The 17286-nt window shown below is 66.4% G+C and carries 14 protein-coding genes and 1 pseudogene; 3 read left to right on the top strand and 12 right to left on the bottom strand.

The window, feature by feature from the left end; genetic code table 11:
- Positions 1-56: 56 nt before the first annotated feature.
- Entirely contained in the window at positions 57-1841 is a 1785-nt protein-coding gene (locus ACFFJK_RS10635; protein WP_379679101.1) for an ABC transporter substrate-binding protein, read from the bottom strand.
- A 189-nt stretch (positions 1842-2030) separates the two neighbouring features.
- Here ACFFJK_RS10635 and ACFFJK_RS10630 point away from each other — a divergent pair, with 189 nt between their 5' ends.
- The 3 genes from ACFFJK_RS10630 to ACFFJK_RS10620 all read left to right on the top strand — a co-directional run bounded on the left by ACFFJK_RS10630 (position 2031) and on the right by ACFFJK_RS10620 (position 5925).
- The gene (locus ACFFJK_RS10630; protein WP_379679100.1) at positions 2031-3269 is read left to right on the top strand and encodes a spore maturation protein; all 1239 of its coding nucleotides are present in this window, start codon (positions 2031-2033) and stop codon (positions 3267-3269) included.
- A gap of 18 nt (positions 3270-3287) precedes the next feature.
- On the top strand, positions 3288-4763 hold the full coding sequence (dacB, locus tag ACFFJK_RS10625; RefSeq protein WP_379679099.1) for a D-alanyl-D-alanine carboxypeptidase/D-alanyl-D-alanine endopeptidase: 1476 nt from the start codon (positions 3288-3290) through the stop codon (positions 4761-4763).
- Positions 4764-4977: 214 nt separating this feature from the next.
- On the top strand, positions 4978-5925 hold the full coding sequence (locus ACFFJK_RS10620; protein WP_379679098.1) for a polysaccharide deacetylase family protein: 948 nt from the start codon (positions 4978-4980) through the stop codon (positions 5923-5925).
- 131 nt (positions 5926-6056) lie between these two features.
- Here the strand turns inward: ACFFJK_RS10620 and ACFFJK_RS10615 are convergent, their stop codons facing one another.
- The 11 genes and pseudogenes from ACFFJK_RS10615 to ACFFJK_RS10565 all read right to left on the bottom strand — a co-directional run bounded on the left by ACFFJK_RS10615 (position 6057) and on the right by ACFFJK_RS10565 (position 17189).
- Positions 6057-6461: a hypothetical protein gene (locus ACFFJK_RS10615; protein WP_379679097.1), complete on the bottom strand. Its 405-nt coding sequence runs from the start codon at positions 6459-6461 to the stop codon at positions 6057-6059.
- 192 nt (positions 6462-6653) lie between these two features.
- Positions 6654-7253: a PEP-CTERM sorting domain-containing protein gene (locus ACFFJK_RS10610; RefSeq protein ID WP_379679096.1), complete on the bottom strand. Its 600-nt coding sequence runs from the start codon at positions 7251-7253 to the stop codon at positions 6654-6656.
- Positions 7254-7377: 124 nt separating this feature from the next.
- On the bottom strand, positions 7378-7989 hold the full coding sequence (locus tag ACFFJK_RS10605) for a M15 family metallopeptidase (RefSeq protein WP_379679095.1): 612 nt from the start codon (positions 7987-7989) through the stop codon (positions 7378-7380).
- Positions 7989-8891, bottom strand: coding sequence for a LysR family transcriptional regulator (locus ACFFJK_RS10600; RefSeq protein ID WP_379679094.1), 903 nt, complete (start codon positions 8889-8891; stop codon positions 7989-7991). The genes ACFFJK_RS10605 and ACFFJK_RS10600 overlap by 1 nt, the downstream gene beginning before the upstream one ends.
- A 348-nt stretch (positions 8892-9239) precedes the next feature.
- Positions 9240-10013 (bottom strand): annotated as a pseudogene (locus tag ACFFJK_RS10595) (N-acetylmuramoyl-L-alanine amidase); the annotation flags it as partial.
- 34 nt (positions 10014-10047) lie between these two features.
- Entirely contained in the window at positions 10048-11037 is a 990-nt protein-coding gene (locus ACFFJK_RS10590) for an N-acetylglucosamine kinase (protein ID WP_379679093.1), read from the bottom strand.
- A 90-nt stretch (positions 11038-11127) separates the two neighbouring features.
- Positions 11128-12708, bottom strand: coding sequence for a glycoside hydrolase family 10-like protein (locus ACFFJK_RS10585; protein ID WP_379679183.1), 1581 nt, complete (start codon positions 12706-12708; stop codon positions 11128-11130).
- A gap of 63 nt (positions 12709-12771) precedes the next feature.
- On the bottom strand, positions 12772-13914 hold the full coding sequence (locus ACFFJK_RS10580; RefSeq protein ID WP_379679092.1) for an acyltransferase family protein: 1143 nt from the start codon (positions 13912-13914) through the stop codon (positions 12772-12774).
- A gap of 159 nt (positions 13915-14073) precedes the next feature.
- Positions 14074-15369 (bottom strand): MFS transporter, encoded by a 1296-nt coding sequence (locus ACFFJK_RS10575; RefSeq protein ID WP_379679091.1) that lies wholly within the window; start codon positions 15367-15369, stop codon positions 14074-14076.
- A 70-nt stretch (positions 15370-15439) separates the two neighbouring features.
- Positions 15440-16381: an N-acetylmuramic acid 6-phosphate etherase gene (gene murQ, locus ACFFJK_RS10570; protein WP_379679090.1), complete on the bottom strand. Its 942-nt coding sequence runs from the start codon at positions 16379-16381 to the stop codon at positions 15440-15442.
- A gap of 64 nt (positions 16382-16445) precedes the next feature.
- Positions 16446-17189, bottom strand: a complete 744-nt coding sequence (locus ACFFJK_RS10565) for a GntR family transcriptional regulator (RefSeq protein WP_379679089.1) — start codon at positions 17187-17189, stop codon at positions 16446-16448.
- Between the last annotated feature and the right edge of the window lie 97 nt (positions 17190-17286).

Here is a 17286-nt window from a genome sequence, read left to right as displayed (position 1 = left end):
TATGCGGCGGCCAGTATAACTAACGGGAATGTTTAGTTAGGGAAATCTCACCAAAACTAGCGCGACACTCTGCCGGAACGTGCCCTTTGCGCAACATCCACGTCCAGATAACGCCAGGTGGTGAATTCAACGGGATGACGTTTGTAGTTTTTCAGCCACGGATGACGCAAGTCGCCCGACAGGACATGGGTCAGCGGCACCCATGGGTTGTAGGCATGGATCAGCTGGTTCATCTCGAAATACAGCTTCTGGCGTGCCGGTCCGTCGGACAGCAACCGCGCCTGCTCGTAGCGGGCGTTGTATGCCGGCAGGTTGAAGCGCGCATAATTGGCGCGGCCCGCGTTCGGCCCGTACAGCAGCTGGTAAAAATTGTCGCCGTCGGGGAAGTCGGCGATCCAGTTACTTTCGAACATCTGCACCGTGCCCAGGCGCGAGGCCTTGATGATCTCGGTTTTCTTGTCCGACTTGAACACCACGCGCAGGCCGATCGCGTTCAGGCACTTGCGCCACAATTCGTCGCGCAGGCGCCCGCTGACGGTCGCTTCGCTGTGCATGGTGAGCGTCAGGGGCCGGTTGTCCGGTGTACGGCGAAAGCCGTCCGGGTCGCGCCGGGTGTAGCCGTAGCGGTCGAGCAGCGCATTGGCAAGCGGGGGGGCATGGGGCACCGGGCTGCGGTAGCCGGGGTCGTAACCGAGCACGTTGGGCGGCAACGGCGACTCGGCCTTGATCGCGAAGCCTTTTTTCAGCAGCGCGATGTCCTCGGCATTGTTGTACGACAGCGCGATCGCGCGGCGCAGCGCCACCTTGTCCTTGCCATAGCCCCCCACCACCGGGTCGTCCATGTTCATCCACATGTAATAGGTCTGCAGCACCGGGAAGCGCGACAGCACGATGCCGCGCGCGGCCAACTCGGGTTTCAACTGGCCGTCGACCACCACCATGTCGGTCATCGATTCGGGGATCTGCTCGAGGTAGTCGTATTCGGCGTTCAGGAAGCCCAGCATGCGGCCCTGGAATTCCTCGGCGATGCGCACCTCGACACGGTCCACGCGCGGCAGGCGTTTTCCTTCGAGCGCCGCGGCGATGGCTCGGTCCTCCAGGCTGTAGTTCGCTGCGTCGCCGGGCGCGGCATGGAACACGGCCGTCGAATAGGGATTGGCGAGCAAGGTGATGCGGTCGCTGCGCTTCCACTCCTTGACCATGAACGGGCCGGTACCGACCGGATGGTTGCCGGCCTGGCCCGGATAGGCCTCGATCACTTCGCGCGCCACCACGCCGGTGGCAGGCGTGGCCAGGTAGAACAGGAAGTTGTTGTCCGGGGCCTTCAGGCGGATGCGCAGGGTGTAGCGGTCCGGCGCCTGCAGGCCGGCCACGGGCGTGTCGACGTCGTAGCCCTGCCTGAGCACCTCGTCGCCCGCGATCTTCCCCTCGAACATGTAGGCCCATGGCGACCTGAGGGCCGGGTCGTACAGGCGCTTGATGCTGTAGACGACATCCTGCGCCGTCATCTCGCGTTTCGCGCCCTTGAAAGCCGGGTCGGGCGTGAAATGGATGCCGGGGCGGAGGCGGAAGGTGTAGGTCAGGCCGTCCGGACTGACTTCGGGCATGGCGGTGGCGATGTTCGGGCGCAGCCTGGCCGGGCGCGCCAGGTAGTCGTAGCGCAGCAGCGGGTCGAACAGGTTTTCCAGCAGCGACAGGGTGGCATTGTCCGAGGCCGCGGCCGGGTCCAGGCCGGTTTCGCTGGTGGACAGGAACATGCGCAGCACTTTTTCCTGCGCGCCCGCGCTGCCCGCGCACAGCAGGAGGAACAGGAGGGCGGCGGCGGTCAGGCGAAGTTTCATGGGCGGCAGGGCGATGGAAGCTGCGAGGAAAGCGTTGCGTATCATATGCGCGGCTGTCGGCGCAGGCAATGCATACAGGCTGCTCATAACTTTTTCACATGGCGCGGGTGCATTCTTTCATCTGCGCAGCTTGCTCTCGGCCTATACTCTCCGCTGCACAATCTGCTGTACCTCGGCGGCGACAATCTCATGGCTCTCAATTACATCTGGACCGGTTTTTTCCTCGTAGGCTTCCTGGCGGCGCTGGCCCAGTGGCTGTTCCTCGGCGACACCGAGATCTTCAAGCGCATCATCGACGGCACCTTCTCCTCGGCCAAGATGGCGGTGATGGACATCGCCCTGCCGCTGGCCGGCGTCATGACGCTGTGGCTCGGCATCATGAACGTGGGCGAAAAGGCCGGCGCCATCAACCTGTTCGCCCGCATCATCGGTCCCTTCTTCTCGCGCATCTTCCCGGAAGTGCCGCGTGAGCACCCGGCCAATGGCCACATGGTGATGAACTTCTCCGCCAACATGCTCGGGCTGGACAATGCCGCCACGCCGTTCGGCCTGAAGGCGATGGAGAGCCTGCAGACGCTCAACCCGCGCAAGGACGAAGCGAGCAACGCGCAGATCATGTTCCTGGTGATCCAGACTTCGGGCCTGACCATCATCCCGCTGGCGATCATGGCCCAGCGCGCGATCCTGGGAGCGGCCAACCCGGCCGACATCTTCATCCCGACCCTGATCGCCACCTACTGCTCGACCATGACCGGCATCATCGCCGTCAGCCTGCGCCAGCGCATCAACCTGCTCGACCCGGTGATCTTCGGCTGGATTGGCGGCATCACGGCGCTCATCGCGGCCATGGTCTGGACCATCACCACCTTCCTCGACAAGGCCCAGATCCAGCTGTTCTCGGTCGTGACCGCCAACCTGATCCTGTTCTCGATCATCGCCGCCTTCATGAGCGCGGCCCTGCTCAAGAAAGTCAACGTCTTCGAGGCCTTCATCGAAGGCGCCAAGGGCGGCATCGAGACCTCGCTGAAGATCATCCCTTATCTCGTCGGCATGCTGGTGGCGATCAGCGTGGTGCGCAACTCGGGCATCCTGGGCATGATCGTCAGCGGTTTCGCCTGGTTCTTCAATGCGCTCGGCCTGCCCACCGACTTCGTCGGCGCGCTGCCGACGGCGCTCATGAAACCGCTGTCGGGCAGCGGCTCGCGCGCCATGATGATCGACGCCATGACCACCTACGGCGTCGACTCCTTCGTGGGGCGCCTGTCCGGCATCCTGCAGGGCGCCGCCGACACCACCTTCTATATCGTGGCGCTGTACTTCGGTTCGGTCGGCATCCGCAAGACCCGCTATGCGATCGGCTACGGCCTGCTGGCCGACCTGGCCGGCGTCATCGGCGCCATCTTCGTCGCCTACCTGTTCTTCGGTTAATCAAGCAAGGAAACCGCCATGCTGCGTCGCCTCACCCTCGCCACCCTCCTCGCCGCCGCCGTCGGTCTCGCCCACGCCCAGCTGCCGGCCCCGGTGGCCCAGGTGCTGGCGCAGCAGGGCTTGCCGGAAGACAGCCTCGCCGTGCTGGTGCTCAAGGGCGAGGCGACCGTGCTCGCGCACCAGGCCGACCGGCCGATGCAGCCGGCATCGACCATGAAGCTGGTGACCACGCTGGCCAGCCTGGAGCGCCTCGGCCCGGCCTTCCGCGGCCGTACCGAACTGCGCACGACGGGCACCATCGACAAGGATGTCCTGCGCGGGAACCTGATTTTGAAAGGCGGCGCCGATGCCGACCTGTCCGGCGAAGACCTGGAGAACATGCTGCGCGCCCTGCACTACCAGGGCATCCGCCGCATCGAGGGCGACCTGGTGCTGGACCGCAGCCTGTGGCAGCCGGCCCGCCTCGATGTCGGCGTTCCTCCCTTCGACGAATCGCCCGAGGCCTATTACAACGTCATTCCCGACGCGCTGCTGGTCAACAAGAACATGCTGCAGGTCGACATGCGTTCCACGAGCAAGCAGCTCAGCTTGCGGATGCAGCCGGAGCTGGACCGGGTGAGCATCGGTTCCAACATGACGCTGGTCGATGCCGATTGTTCAAAATGGGAAGACGGCTGGAAGCTGCCGCAAGCGGTGCGCCAGAAGGACGGCCGCATCCGGGTGGTCCTGCAGGGCACCTTCCCGAAGGAGTGCGCGCGCACCTACAGCATCAACGTGCTGGACCGCGACGACTACCTCGAGCGCCTGTTCCGCCAGAAGTGGAAGGAACTGGGCGGCACATTCAGCGGCAAGGCCGTGGAAGGGGTGGCGCCGCCCGATTCCCGCCTGCTGGCCGAACACACCTCGCGCACCCTGCCCGAACTGGTGCGCGATACCAACAAGCCGTCCGACAACGCGCTGGCGCGCACGCTGTTCCTGAGCCTGGGCAGCCTGCTGCCGGATCCGGCGGCGGGCAGCTATGCCATCGCGCCGAATGGCGAAACGACCTTCGTGCGCGCCGATGCCGCCGTGCGCGACTGGATGCGCAGCCACCGCATCGACGACACCGGCTTCGTGATCGAAAACGGTTCCGGCCTGTCGCGCCTGGAGCGCGTCACGCCGCAGCAGATGGCCCATTTGCTGCAGGCCGGCCTGCGCAGCAACTGGTCGCCCGAATTCCTGGCCAGCATGCCGATCGCTGCCGTCGACGGCACCCTGCGCCGCCGCCTGCACGGCACCCCGGCCGCAGGCCGCGCGCGCCTGAAGACCGGCACCCTGCGCAACGTGGTGGCGCTGGCCGGCTACGTGCCGGATGCGGACGGCGTGCAGAACGTGTTCGTCGCCATGGTCAACAGCGAGCAGGCCGGGAACGGGCGTGGACGCGCGGTGCTGGAGGCGCTGGTGGACTGGGTGGCGCGCTCGGGAGCACCGGCGCAAGCGGCGCCGGCCCCTTAGCCCCCTACGTGCTGGGAAACGCTCCGAAGGGATTACCGGCTGCGGGGCGCACTGCTACGTAGCGTTGGGCCGTTCGCGGCCTGTCCCGGCGGCCGGCGATGGGCTGATCGGGCTCATGACGGCGGCAGGACGGCACAGGCGCTATGCTTGCCGAGTAGACTTTGATCAAATGCATGATTAGAGTACCAATTCATCTGCCGAATGGAGCGCTCCCATGCACGCTTCCTTGTCCATGCGCTGGCTGCGCTGCGTAGTCGCGGCCGCCTGTGTCGTCCTGGCGCCGCAGCTGTATGCGCAATCGGTCGCCTTGACGTTCGATGACGGCCCGAACCTGGGGGCGACACCGCGCCTGTCGCCGCAGGAGCGCAACGCGGCGATGCTGGCGGCGTTGGCGAAGCACAGGATCAAGGCCGCCCTGTTCGTCACCGCCGGGTATGGCGCCGACCGCCCTGAGGGATGGCGACTGGCGCGTGCGTGGGGCCAGGCTGGACACGTGATCGGCAACCACACGATGACACACCCGGACCTGGACAGCGAGCAGGTCAGCCTGGCGCAATACCAGCGGGAAGTGCTGTATTGCGACCGCCTGATTGCCACGCTGCCGGGTTACCGGAAATGGTTCCGTTTCACGTATCTGCGCGAAGGGAACACGCAGGAGAAGCGCGACGGCATGCGGATTTTTCTGCGGCAGCTCGGCTACCGTAACGCCTACGTCACGCTCGACACCAGCGATTGGCGGCTGAACGACAAGCTGGTGGAAGTGCTGGAGAAGAATCCACAGGCCGGCGATGCCGAGCTTGAACCGATCCGCCAGGCCTATCTCGGGCACATCCGCCAACGCGCATTGGCCTACCGCGCGCTGGCGCAGCGCCTGCAAGGCAGGGACATCCCGCAGGTGCTGCTGCTCCACCATAACCTGATCAATGCGCTGTGGCTGGACGACTTGATCCGCCAGTTCAAGCAGATGGGATGGTCGATCACGACGCCGGCGGATGCGTATGCCGATCCGGTCTATCAATTGATGCCCGACCGGGCGGCACCGGGCCAGAGTCTGTTGCTGTCGATGGGGCGCAGCCTGGGGTTGTCCACGGCGGATCTCGGAATCCGCTTGATGGATGATGGGGATGCTGAGATCGAGGCGTTGAAGGCGCAGGGGTTGTAGCGTCAGCGCTGCTTCGCGCGACGCCGTGGTTCGACATGCCCACTTCGGTCGTGGCCATCGCCGTAGGTCGCCACCGCCCATGGCGGAGCACGGTCGTGGGGCCAACGCAAACTTCCGCACCTGGCCTGGTATTACCTGATCGCTGCCAGGCCGAACGTCCCGAGCGCGATAAAGGCAACCGACCAGACGACGATGCCGATGGCCAGCAGCGCCAGCGAAAACACCCTGGGCAGGCCGATGGCGCCGGCCAGGCCGGCGGCGAACACGGGACCGATGAGCAGTGGACCGAGCAGGCCGATCGCCCATGGCCCTTTGGCGGCGAGCCACCGGGACACGCGGCCTTCCTGCATCGTTTCGCTCTTTCTCCAAAACATCAGGCGGCGGATGCCGTTTCCCAGAAACATGGCAGCGACCGCGCCGGTGAATGCCCCGGTCGTGACTGCGAGAGTCAGCAATACCGGATGCAGCTTCAGGTGAAAACCGAGTGGGATTGCCGCCCACAATTCAATGATCGCCAACGCGAACACGCCCAGCACTCCCTCTCCCATCGTCGTCCTCCCTGCCGTCCGTTAATAATGAAATCTTGTTACAGGAAGGAGAGTAAGGGCAGCACGCGCGTAATGGTTTTATATTGCGACAATACACGGGATTGGCGGAACGAAACATCGGAAAAGGCATGCGAAAGCCGACGCCCGATCGCGAGACTGCCCGATACCGGCGCGGTCCGGTCAGTGCCTGCGTCGCCGGTACAGCCCGGCCAGCACCATCAATCCGGCCGCAGCCATGGCGCCGGTCGCCGGTTCGGGCACGGGCGGGGGCAGTTGCCGGAAACTGAGAGTGGTCCGGTCGGTCCAGTAGTAGGTATAGGTGGTTTCCGAGTAGTCGTTGTACGAGTAATCCGTGGCCTCGTCGCCCGACAGGATCGTACCGCCCCAGCCGGAATAGTATCCATCGGTGCCGAACCAGCCTCCCCCGAAGGAAAGTTCCTGCCGGTCCAGGGCATAGGTGAAACCGAAGCTGCAACGCGCGTAGGGGGTCGGTGCGCGCATACAGGCCAGATACTGCGTCGGGCCGACCACGAAGGAATCCAGCTCGTCCGTCTCGAGGATGCCGTCGCCGTCGTCGTCGCTTCCGCTGAACGCTCCGGAGATCTCCGCATCCGGCAGGAACGCTTCGGTAGTGGTCGTTCCGAACACCTCGTGCGTGTACGTGTAAGTCGAGAAGAAGCCGGTATAGGTGAAGGCCCAGGCAACCGGCTCGGCATGGGCTGTCCATGCGCTGCCGGCGAGGAGGGAAGCAAGCAGCCAGGAAGCCGAATTCGTGCGCATCGCCGTTCTCCCGTGAGAGCTACCGATGCCAGAGTAGCATTACGCACCGGCGCGGGCAGGCGCGCACGCGGCCCTTGTCGCCCCGATGCGACTCAACAGCCGTTTGTAACAGGGGTAAAGGGGCTCAGAGCACGCGGCGGTACGTGGCGCGTACCCGCTCGCGGTCGCCGCAATCGAAGTGCCACCATTCGGTATTGATGCCGAAGAAGCCGGCTGCCAGCATGCCTTCGCGCAGCAGGCGGCGGTTGGCCACTTGCCGGTCGCTCAGCTTGCCGGCGACGAGAAAACCTTCTTCCAGCGCCGGATGCGACAGGTCGGTCATGTCGTCGAAGCCGGTACCCATGTCCAGCTCCCTGCCCGTCTCGTCGAGCAGGGTGATGTCGAGCGCCATGCCGTACGAGTGGATCGATCCGCGCGCCGGGTCGGCCAGGTACATCTGCAGGCCGGTGCCGGCCAGGGCATCCCACAGCTGCTGCTGCACGCGCTGCGGCCGCAGGGCGTCGAGCACCAGCGCGGTATGGCCGGGGCGGCGTTCCTTCAGCCAGGCGACGAAGCGTTCCAGCGCTGCGGCGGCGTCGCGGTGCAGCCAGGCGCAGTCGTAGGGCGAGTACAGGTCGCGACCGACGAAGTTGCTGCTGCTTGCGTAGCGCAGGTCGATCGCGATCCCGTCGATGCTGGTCAGATGGCGGAATTCGGGGCTGCCGGCGATGTCTTCGCTGGCTACGACGTGGTTCATCAACTACCTTTTTCGAGACAGGCGCGCGCGGTCGCGCCGATACAGTTGGCCAGCTCGCGCGCCCCGTGCGACAACGGGGAATGGCTGGCGCTCAGCAGATACAGGTGCACCGGCATGGCCGGCGACCACTGGCGGCACTGTACCCTGGCCGGGTCGGCCGAGGCCGCGGTGAACGGGTCGAGCACGGCGATGCCGGCGCCGGCTTCCACCAGCGAGCGGGCGATCTGGTAGGTCTGCACCACGGTACGATAGACCGGCTGCACGCCCTGCGCCTCGCAGGCCGCGACCACGATCTCGCCGAGCGGGTCGCCGTCGTTCAGGCCGATCAGTTCGCCGGTGAGGCCGTCGGCCGTGAACGGCCGGGCGCATTCTTCCTCGCTCCAGGTTCCGGCGGGCGCCATCACGGTCAGCATGCCGTGTGCGATCGGCTCGGCCACGATGCCGGGGTGGCGCGGGTCCTGCAGCGACAGCGCCAGGTCGGCTTCGCCCAGGCGCAGCGCGTTGACGATCTCGCTGGTGTGGTGGGTCGCCAGTTCGCAGCGTGCCTGCGGGAAGTCGCCGCGCCAGGCCGTCATCGCCTGCGGCAGCACGCTGATGGCGATGGTCGGCGTCGACACCAGGCGCACGGTTTCCACCGCACGGCCCTTCAGGCTGGCGGCCAGGCGCCGGATGCCCTGCAGGTCGCGGTTCAGCTTTTCGGTCTCGGCGAACAGGCGGTGCGCTTCCGGCTTCGGATACAGCTTGCCGCGCACGCGCTCGAACAGCGGCATGCCCAGCTGGAGCTCGGCGTGCTGCAGCACTTTGGTCACCGCCGGCTGGGAAATATGGAGAACCTGGGCGGCACCGCTGATGGTACCGACTTGCATGATGGCGTGGAAGACTTCGATATGACGCAGGCGCATCGCTTTATCCTTCAGAAGAGACTCCGCGCGCAAGGCGCGAATTTTCGGAAGGATACAGGGAAAACCCGGCTGCGGCGACCGTCACGGCGTGTTCACAACAGCCGGGTTCGCCGGTGCGGCCGGCGCGGCCGGTGCCGGCGCGGGCACCGGCGTGGGGACGGGCGGCGTGACCGGGGTCGGTACCGGGGCCGGCACGGCCGGGCTCGGGGTCGGCTGGGGTGCGGCCGGTGCGGGCGCGGTCTCGGGCACGACCGGCGCCGGCGCGGTGACCGGCGGCAGCGGCGGGACCGGGGACGTCACCGCCGGCGGTGGCACGACCACAGGCAGCGGCGCATTGGCCGGCGTGGTCAGCACTTCGAGCAGGGTCGCGGTTTCCGCGTCCGGGTTGCCGGAAATGTCGGCCGGGCGGTACTTCATCTGGAAGGCGGACAGCACGGTGCGGGTCTGGTTGTCCAGCACGCCCGTCTGGGCGATGCCGAAGCCGTGGGTAGCCAGCTTGCGCTGGAACCAGGCGACGTCCGGCAGCATCGCCTCGAAAGCCGGACGGACCGCGGCCACGCGGTTCGCGTCCGGCCACAGCACCAGGCCAGCCTGCGCCAGCTGGCGCCACGGGAACAGCGGCCCCGGGTCCTGCTTGCGCAGCGGAGCGATGTCACTGTGGCCGAGCACGTTCTCGGGCGCGATGCCGTGGCGCTGCACGATGTCCTTCACCAGCGGAATCAGGGCGTCGATCTGGCTCTGCGGGAACGGCGCGAAGACGCGGCCCTGCGGGGTGTCCTTCCAGCCGGCGTTGACGATCTCGATGCCGATCGAGCTGTTGTTCAGCTGCGTGAAATTCTTCCAGCTCGAGATGCCTGCGTGGTAGGCGGCGCGGCTCTCGTCCACCAGGCGGTAGGTGATCGGCTGGGGATCGTCGGTAAGCAAGTAGTGAGCGCTCACCTGCTGCTCGGTCAGGATCTTGATCGAGGTCGGCTTGTCGGCCACCGTGTAGTGCAGCACCAGGAAGCGCGCACGGCTCGACTGGCCCTTGGCGGTATAGGTCGTGTCGATCTGCGGGCCTTTCGGGCTGGTGGCGCAACCGGCCAGCAGGGCGAGGATGACGGGAACGATCAGGGCTTTCATCGGGTGGGTCCTGTATTGATGCGTGAATGCGTGGTTATGCCGTGTGATGGGTAGCGCGTGCTGCGTCCTGGTGCGGCAAGCGTGCCGGATCGGCTGCCAGCCGCGCCGCGGCGTAGTGGGCGCGCATGCCGGTCTGGCTGAGCGTGGTGCCTGGCGGAAGCGCCGCACGCATGGTTTCGACAATGGCCGGGTGCAGCTCGGCGGCGCGGCCGGCCAGCGCCACCGGACGCGGGCCGAAGCGGCTCGTCAAGGCCTGGGCCAGGCGCGCCAGTTCGCGCCCCGCTTCGCGCAGGATAGCAGCGGCGGCGGGATCGCGCTCCGCGGTCGCGGCCACCGCGATCGCCAGCTTGCCGACCTCGCCACGCTCGCGGCCGTAGATGAACTGGCGCGAGAACGACCAGTCGGCGCCGCCCACGTGCTGGAACACGGCGTGCGCCATCGGCGAGCTTTCCCAGGCGCCGGGACGCTCGTCCTCGAGGCGCCAGATATGGCGCAGCGCCTCGCGCGCGATCCAGAAGCCGCCGCCGCCGTCATCCAGCACCACGCCGCGCCCGCCGGCGCGGTGGAATCCCCCCTGGGCGTCGATGAAGGCGCCGATCGAACCGGTGCCGGCATACACGAGGTAGCCTTCGCCCGGGGCGAAGCTGGCAAGGTAGGCGATTTCGATGTCGCTGCTGAAGCTGACCGCGCCAGGCGCCAGCCCGAGCAGCTCGCCCAGCCAGCGCTGCAGTTGCTCGCCGTCGCCGCCGAAACCGGTCAGGCCGGCGCGCACGCGGGTCGGGCGGCCGTGGGCCAGCACGGCGCGCGCGATGGCGCCAAAGGTCGCCTGCACGACCTCGCGCCCTTCGCTGCTGCCCATCTGCAGGGCCGACAGCCCGGGGACCGCGCCTTCGGCAACGATGCGGCCGCCGGCCGCCGCGAGGGCCCAGCGGGTCTGGGTGCCGCCGGCGTCGATGCCGAGTCCCAGGTCGTGGCCGGGATCGGGACCGGCGTTATGTTGTTGCTGCTGTTCGGGATGGACCATAGCCCGCGAGTGTACGTTGTCGTTCCGCCAGCACGCGAATGCATGTTGGCGGTGTTTGCATGAGCAAAGCTTATGAGCCTTGCATGCGCATTACGGTTTTCGCCAGGCCTGCACGCGCGCGCCTTCGTTGCCGAGGCGGTCGACCGCGCTCACGTAGACCAGGTTGGCGGCGCCGGATGTGGCGTCGTCCGGTATCGTCCAGTCTACACGCGAAGCGGGCACGACTGCAAAACGCCACTCGCTGCCGTGCCGTGCCCAGACGGCGTACAGTGCCGTCGCCTTGCCTGCCTTGAGCTTGAGCGTGACCCCGTCCTTGTGGCGCGCGCCGCTGACCAGGGGCGTACCCGGTCGCTCGCTCGGCAGCCAGGTGGTGGCCGGCACCAGCGCCGGGCCGGGGTAGGTGGTGGCACGCAGTTGGTCGCTGATGCCCTTGCGGTTCTGCGTCAGGGCAACCATGCTGAAGTGGACGTGGCCGGTGGCGAGCGGGCGCTGGCGCGTCAGGGCGATCTGGTCCAGCACCTCCTGCGGCTCGAAGGTCTTGGTCGGCGCCGCCGCGCCGATGCGGCTGGTGAACAGGCCCGGCCACATGTGGCGGCCCTGCGGGTTCTGCGAGATCCAGTAGTCCAGCAGCACCGGATAGGACTGCGCCGGCTGCGCGATCGACCAGTACAGCTGCGGCGTGAAGTAGTCGAGCCAGCCTTTCTGCAGCCACAGCTCGGCGTCCGCGTACAGTTTGTCGTACTGCGAGAAGCCGACGATGCCCGGCGGGCGGCGGTCCGGACGGCCCAGGCCGAACGGGCTGATGCCGAAGCGCACCCAGCTCTTCTCGCGGTGGATGCCCTTGTACATGGCCTCGATCAGGCGGTTGACGTTGTCGCGGCGCCAGGAGGCCCGGTCGAGCTTGCCGCCGCCGGCCAGGTAGCGTTCCCAGGCCGGGGTGTCGGGGAAATCGAGTTCCTTGCTGGCCGGCTTGCCATTGCCATCCAGCGCCTGGGCGTTGCCGGCGACTTCCGGCGCCTCGATCGGGTACGGGTAGAAGTAGTCGTCGATGTGCACGCCGTCGATGTCGTAGCGGCGCACCACGTCCAGGATCACGTCCATGGTCTGCTTCGAGGCCGCTTCCTCGCCCGGGTCCATCCACATGAACTTGCCGTAGCGTTTCACGGCGGAAGGGATGGTGTTGGTGATGTGGTTCGGCGCGGCCGGGGAACGGGCGTTGTCGTGGCGCGCGCGGTAGGGATTGAACCAGGCGTGCAGCTCGAGCCCGCGCGCATGCGCCTCGGTCACCCAGAACTTGAGCGGGTCGTACCACGGGCTTGGCGGCTTGCCCTGGGCGCCGGTCAGGTATTCGGTCCAGGGCTCGATCTTCGAGGGGTAGATCGCATCGGCGGACGGACGCACCTGCAGCACGATGGCGTTCAGGTTCAGGGCCCTGGCGCGCTCCAGGATGGCGATGGCCTCCGCCTGCTGCTGCGCAGCGGGCAATCCCGGCTTGCTCGGCCAGTCGATGTTGGCGACGGTCGAGACCCAGGCGGCGCGGAACTCGCGCGGCGCCGGCGGCGGAATGTCAGCGCCCGGCGCGCTGACCGGCGCGCCGCCGGGGGCAGTCGGCTGGGTAGTACAGGCGGTGAGCAAGCCGCCCAGCGTCAGCGCGCCGGTCATGCCGGCCATTCCCGCAAACGTGAACGCGCGTTTTTTCAAGTTGGGCTTCAAATCCGCTCCTTCATTCTTTCTTCAAACTTTGACGAACCACCGCTTGCGCCACATGCCATACGCGATGGCGAACATGCAGGCGTTGAAGAGGATGGCGTATAACAGCGAGGTGTTGGCGCTGCCCAGCGGCAGCGCCTTGAGGGGCGCATACAGCGTGCGGCCGAGCGAAAGCTGGCTGCCGTCGGGCTGGCCCAGCTTGATGTAGCCGAGCATCTTGGCCACGAATCCGGAAAAGGCGAAGATGAACAGCGCGTTCATCCCGTAGATGAGGAAAGGCTTGGACCAGACGGCCGCGCGCGCGCGCACGATGGCGTAGGGATTGGCATCGAGCAGCCAGTAAACACAGCCGAAGGCCAGCAGCGCCCAGCCTGTCATCCACAGGCAGTAGGACACCGTCCACAGGCTTTTATTGATCGGCATGAGTACGGCATCGAGGCTGGAGCCGAGCGCCAGGAACACCAGGCCGGCAAACAGCATCCACGTCACCTGCTCGGTGCGCGGCAGGCTCGAGGCCAGCACGCGGCCGGCCAGCACACCCAGCAGCTGGCTGCACAGGGCCGGGATGGTGCTGATCAAGCCTTCCGGGTCCCAGGTCTTCGATTGGGCCCACATGTGGCCGTCGAGGACCATGCGGTCGATGTAGGCGCCGAAATCCTTGCCTGGCTCCAGCACCCCGGCGCCGATGCCGGGCACCGGCACCCACAGCATCAGGACGCTGTACAGCGCCAGCAAGGCGGCCACCACGGCGAGCTGCGCGCGCCAGCCGAGGTAGACGACCAGGGGCGCGGCCAGCAGCGTGCACAGCGCGATGCGCTGCAGCACGCCCGGAATGCGCACGGTCTCAAAATCAACATGCGGAATGAGGTTGAGCAGGAAGCCGATCAGGAAGATCAGGGCGGCGCGCCTGGCCAGTTTTAATAGCAAACGCGGCTTGTCGGCGCCGGCCGCGGCCAGGCGGCCGAGCGAGAGCGTCATGGCCACGCCGCCGATGAACAGGAAGAAGGGGAAGATGCAGTCGGTGAAGGTCCAGCCGTGCCACTTGGCGTGGGCCAGCTGCGGATGCAGGTTGCCCCAGTCGCCGGGGTTATTCACGAGCACCATCGCGGCAATCGTCAAACCACGGAAGGCGTCGAGCGACGTCAGGCGCACCGGTGCATCGCGCATTGCTGCTTGGTCTCCATCTTATCGTTTTATCGTTGTTGAACTCGTAGGGTGATCGGCTATGCCGACCGCGTCCGCCGGAAAAAGAATGGACGGTGCCTCTGTTCATGCCATGTTTGCACGCGCGGCCGGCGAAGCCGACCACCCTACGGATCGCGATCGTTATTTTTTGCCGAACTCGGGGTCGATCTTGACCAGCGCCGCCATGATGAACGCCGGGATCGTGGACAGGCAGGCCCAGATGAAGAAGTTCTTGTAGCCCAGGTATTCCTGCAAATCCCCGCTCCACATGCCCGGCACCATCATGCCGAGGGCCATGAAGCCGGTGCAGATCGCGTAATGGGCGGTCTTGTGCTCGCCCTCGCAGACCATGATCATGTACAGCATCATCGCGGTGAAGCCGAAGCCGTAGCCGAACTGCTCGACCGCCAGCGCGGAGCATATCAGGGCGAAGCTGGTCGGCTGGGTCTGCGACAGGTAGACGAACACCAGGTCCGGCAAGTGGATCGCGAACACCATCACCCACAGGCAGCGCTTCAAACCCAGACGCGAGATCAGGTAGCCGCCGGCCAGGCCGCCCATGGTGAGAAAAGCGATGCCGATGGTCCCGTAGGCGATGCCGTACTGCTCGGTGGTGAGCCCCAGGCCGCCCGCGGCGATCGGGTCCTTGAGGAAGGGCGCCACCAGTTTCAGCAGCTGCGCTTCGCCCAGGCGGAAGGTGAGAATGAACCCGAGGATCAGCCAGATGTCGCGCTTGCGGAAGAACAGCGCGAAGGTGGTGAAGAAGTCGCGCAGCGGGTTGCTGGTCCTTGGAATTTTATGGTCGCTGTCCGGCCTGGGCAGGATCACCTGGTGCCACAGGAAGGCGGCGAAGAACAGGGCGGCCAGCACGAAGAACACCACCGACCATGCCTGCTTGACGTCGCCCAGCTGGGTCGCCAGGTAGCCGGCCAGCACCACCAGCGGGCCCTGCACCGACAGCGTCGCCAGGCGGTAGAAGGTGGAGCGCACGCCGACGAAGGCCGCCTGCTGCTGCTGGCGCAGGCCGAGCATGTAGAAGCCGTCGGCCGAAATGTCATGCGTGGCCGAGCTGAAGGCCATCAGCCACATCACGGCCAGGCTGGCGACGAAAAAGTTCGGCAGTTGCAGCGACAGGCCCACCGCCACCAGCGAAGCGGCCACGCCCAGCTGCAACAGCACGGTCCAGCGGCGCTTGGTGCCGAACATGTCGACGATCGGCGACCATAGGGGCTTGATCACCCAGGGCAGGTACAACAGGCTGGTGTAGAAGGCGATGTCGGAGTTCGACACGCCCATGTCCTTGTACATGATGACGGACAGGCTCATCACCACCACATACGGGATGGCCTGCGAGAAGTACAGGGACGGCACCCATAACCATGGACGGGACTGCGACGGGCTGGCGGTTGACGAACGTTTGTCGAGCGAAGTCTGCATAGGTCTTTCGTGGTCGGGCAAGTACGGCGCATCCGATACCGGTGCGCCCCGGGCAGGCGCTAGCGGCGCATTACGCGATGGCGTCGCGCACGCTGCCGTGCGCCGCCTCCAGGAGGGCTTGTGCCTGCTCGACACTGGTTTGTTTGATCAAGGCCACGATCGCGGTCTTGACGTGGTAGCCGCACTGTTCCAGCACCGCCTGCGCAGCTGCCTCGTCGGCGCCGGTGGCGAAAGTGGTCAGGCGGATGGCGCGTCGCACCAGCTTGGCATTGGTAGCCTTCAAGTCTACCATCAGGTTGCCGTAAACCTTGTTCAAACGCACCATCAAGGCGCTGGAAAAGGTGTTCAGCGCGATCTTCTGCGAGGTGCCGGCCTTCAGGCGGGTCGAGCCCGAGATGATCTCCGGCCCGGTGTCGAGCGTGATGCCGACTTCCGCTTCCAGCGCCACCGGGGCGTCGGCGTTGTTGGCCAAGCCGATCGTCAGCGCGCCCGCCGCGCGCGCGGCGCGCAGGGCGCCCAGCACATACGGAGTAAAACCCGATGCGGCGATCAGCAGCACGACGTCGTCGGCACCCACGTCCACGCTCTTCAGGTCGGCCGCGCCCTGCTCGAGGTCGTCCTCGGCGCCTTCGACCGCGACGAACATGGCCTCGTGGCCACCGGCCAGCAGCGCCACCGCACGGCCATGCGGCCACGAGAAAGTCGGGTACAGCTCGACGCTGTCGAGCACACCGAGGCGGCCAGAGGTGCCGGCGCCGACATAGATCAGGCGCCCGCCCGCTTCCATGCGCGGCAGCGCGGCGCCGACGGCGGCGGCGATACGCGGCGCGGCGGCGCGCACCGCATTCACGGCATTGAGCTGGTCGTCGACCAAGACATTGACCAGTTCCGTGGTCGGGTACTGGTCGAGTGTTGCGTGGTCCTGGGCCGGGGTTTCGGTTTTCAGCATCGCCGTGTCTTCTTGGTGCGGAGTTTTCGATAAAACCAGTGTAATACCAATTGGCGGGGACATCCCATGAAAGCTGCACCCGTCATCATGCCGAAAAGTTATGCTGCGTGAGAGAATCAAGGGTTTGTCAGAGGCCCGGCCGCCGGAGTTCCGCCACGAAGTCGTAGTGGTCGCTCAGGCAGTAGGAGTGCGTCAGCTCCACCGGTTCACCCGATTCGAGGTAGCCGACACGGGTGATGAACAGGACCGCGCGCCCTTCCGGCACGGCCAGGCGCGCCGCCAGTTCGGCGGGGGCGTTCAGCGCGCGCAGGTGCTGCAATGCGCGCACCGGCATGTGCCCGCTCCTGGCCAGGTGGGCGTACAGCGATCCGCCGACGCTCTCGGGACGCGGCAGCACGGCGGCGGGAATCACGCTCACTTCATAGGCCATCACCACGCCGTCGGCCAGGCGCAGGCGTTCGAGGCGCGCCACGCGCGTGTTCGGCGACAGGCCGAGCGACAGCTGCTCGTCGGCGTCGGCCAGCAGCACGTCGCGGCGCAACCAGTGGCTGCCGGGCGTGTAGCCGCGCTGCTGCAACTGCTCGGAAAAGCTCGACAGGTCCGACAGCGGCTGCTCGATGCGCGGCGCAATGTAATTGCCGGAACCGCGGCGGCGCACCACCAGGCCCTGGTCCACCAGCTGGTCGATCGCCTTGCGCGCGGTGACGCGCGAGACATCGAGCTGCTCGGACAGCGTGCGTTCGGAAGGCAAGGCCTGGTCGGCCTGGTAGCGGCCCTCACGCACGTCCTGTGCGAGCTTGCGCGCCAGCTGCATGTACAGTGGCGAGTTGTCGTTGAGGTCGACCTGGAAGGCAGGACTCGGGTTGGTCATCGGCAATAGGGGGAATGTGATACAGGAAGTGTAATGGCGGCCTTGGTCCCGGCCGCAGTGCCGCCCATGAAAAAGCGTTGTGGTCGCATTCGCTTCG

It is taken from the genome of Massilia consociata (assembly GCF_042432755.1).
Lineage (GTDB): Bacteria > Pseudomonadota > Gammaproteobacteria > Burkholderiales > Burkholderiaceae_D > Telluria > Telluria consociata.
Note: the sequence above shows the minus strand (reverse complement) of the source record. Positions and strands in the feature narration are given on the sequence as shown.

Excerpts from the sequence above, each read along its gene's own strand:
- ACFFJK_RS10635 (WP_379679101.1), bottom strand. The coding sequence starts at position 1,841 with ATGAAACTTCGCCTGACCGCCGCCGCCCTCCTGTTCCTCCTGCTGTGC.
- ACFFJK_RS10630 (WP_379679100.1), top strand. The coding sequence starts at position 2,031 with ATGGCTCTCAATTACATCTGGACCGGTTTTTTCCTCGTAGGCTTCCTG.
- dacB (WP_379679099.1), top strand. The coding sequence starts at position 3,288 with ATGCTGCGTCGCCTCACCCTCGCCACCCTCCTCGCCGCCGCCGTCGGT.
- ACFFJK_RS10620 (WP_379679098.1), top strand. The coding sequence starts at position 4,978 with ATGCACGCTTCCTTGTCCATGCGCTGGCTGCGCTGCGTAGTCGCGGCC.
- ACFFJK_RS10610 (WP_379679096.1), bottom strand. The coding sequence starts at position 7,253 with ATGCGCACGAATTCGGCTTCCTGGCTGCTTGCTTCCCTCCTCGCCGGC.
- ACFFJK_RS10605 (WP_379679095.1), bottom strand. The coding sequence starts at position 7,989 with ATGAACCACGTCGTAGCCAGCGAAGACATCGCCGGCAGCCCCGAATTC.
- ACFFJK_RS10600 (WP_379679094.1), bottom strand. The coding sequence starts at position 8,891 with ATGCGCCTGCGTCATATCGAAGTCTTCCACGCCATCATGCAAGTCGGT.
- ACFFJK_RS10590 (WP_379679093.1), bottom strand. The coding sequence starts at position 11,037 with ATGGTCCATCCCGAACAGCAGCAACAACATAACGCCGGTCCCGATCCC.
- ACFFJK_RS10585 (WP_379679183.1), bottom strand. The coding sequence starts at position 12,708 with ATGGCCGGCATGACCGGCGCGCTGACGCTGGGCGGCTTGCTCACCGCC.
- ACFFJK_RS10580 (WP_379679092.1), bottom strand. The coding sequence starts at position 13,914 with ATGCGCGATGCACCGGTGCGCCTGACGTCGCTCGACGCCTTCCGTGGT.
- ACFFJK_RS10575 (WP_379679091.1), bottom strand. The coding sequence starts at position 15,369 with ATGCAGACTTCGCTCGACAAACGTTCGTCAACCGCCAGCCCGTCGCAG.
- murQ (WP_379679090.1), bottom strand. The coding sequence starts at position 16,381 with ATGTCCCCGCCAATTGGTATTACACTGGTTTTATCGAAAACTCCGCAC.
- ACFFJK_RS10565 (WP_379679089.1), bottom strand. The coding sequence starts at position 17,189 with ATGACCAACCCGAGTCCTGCCTTCCAGGTCGACCTCAACGACAACTCG.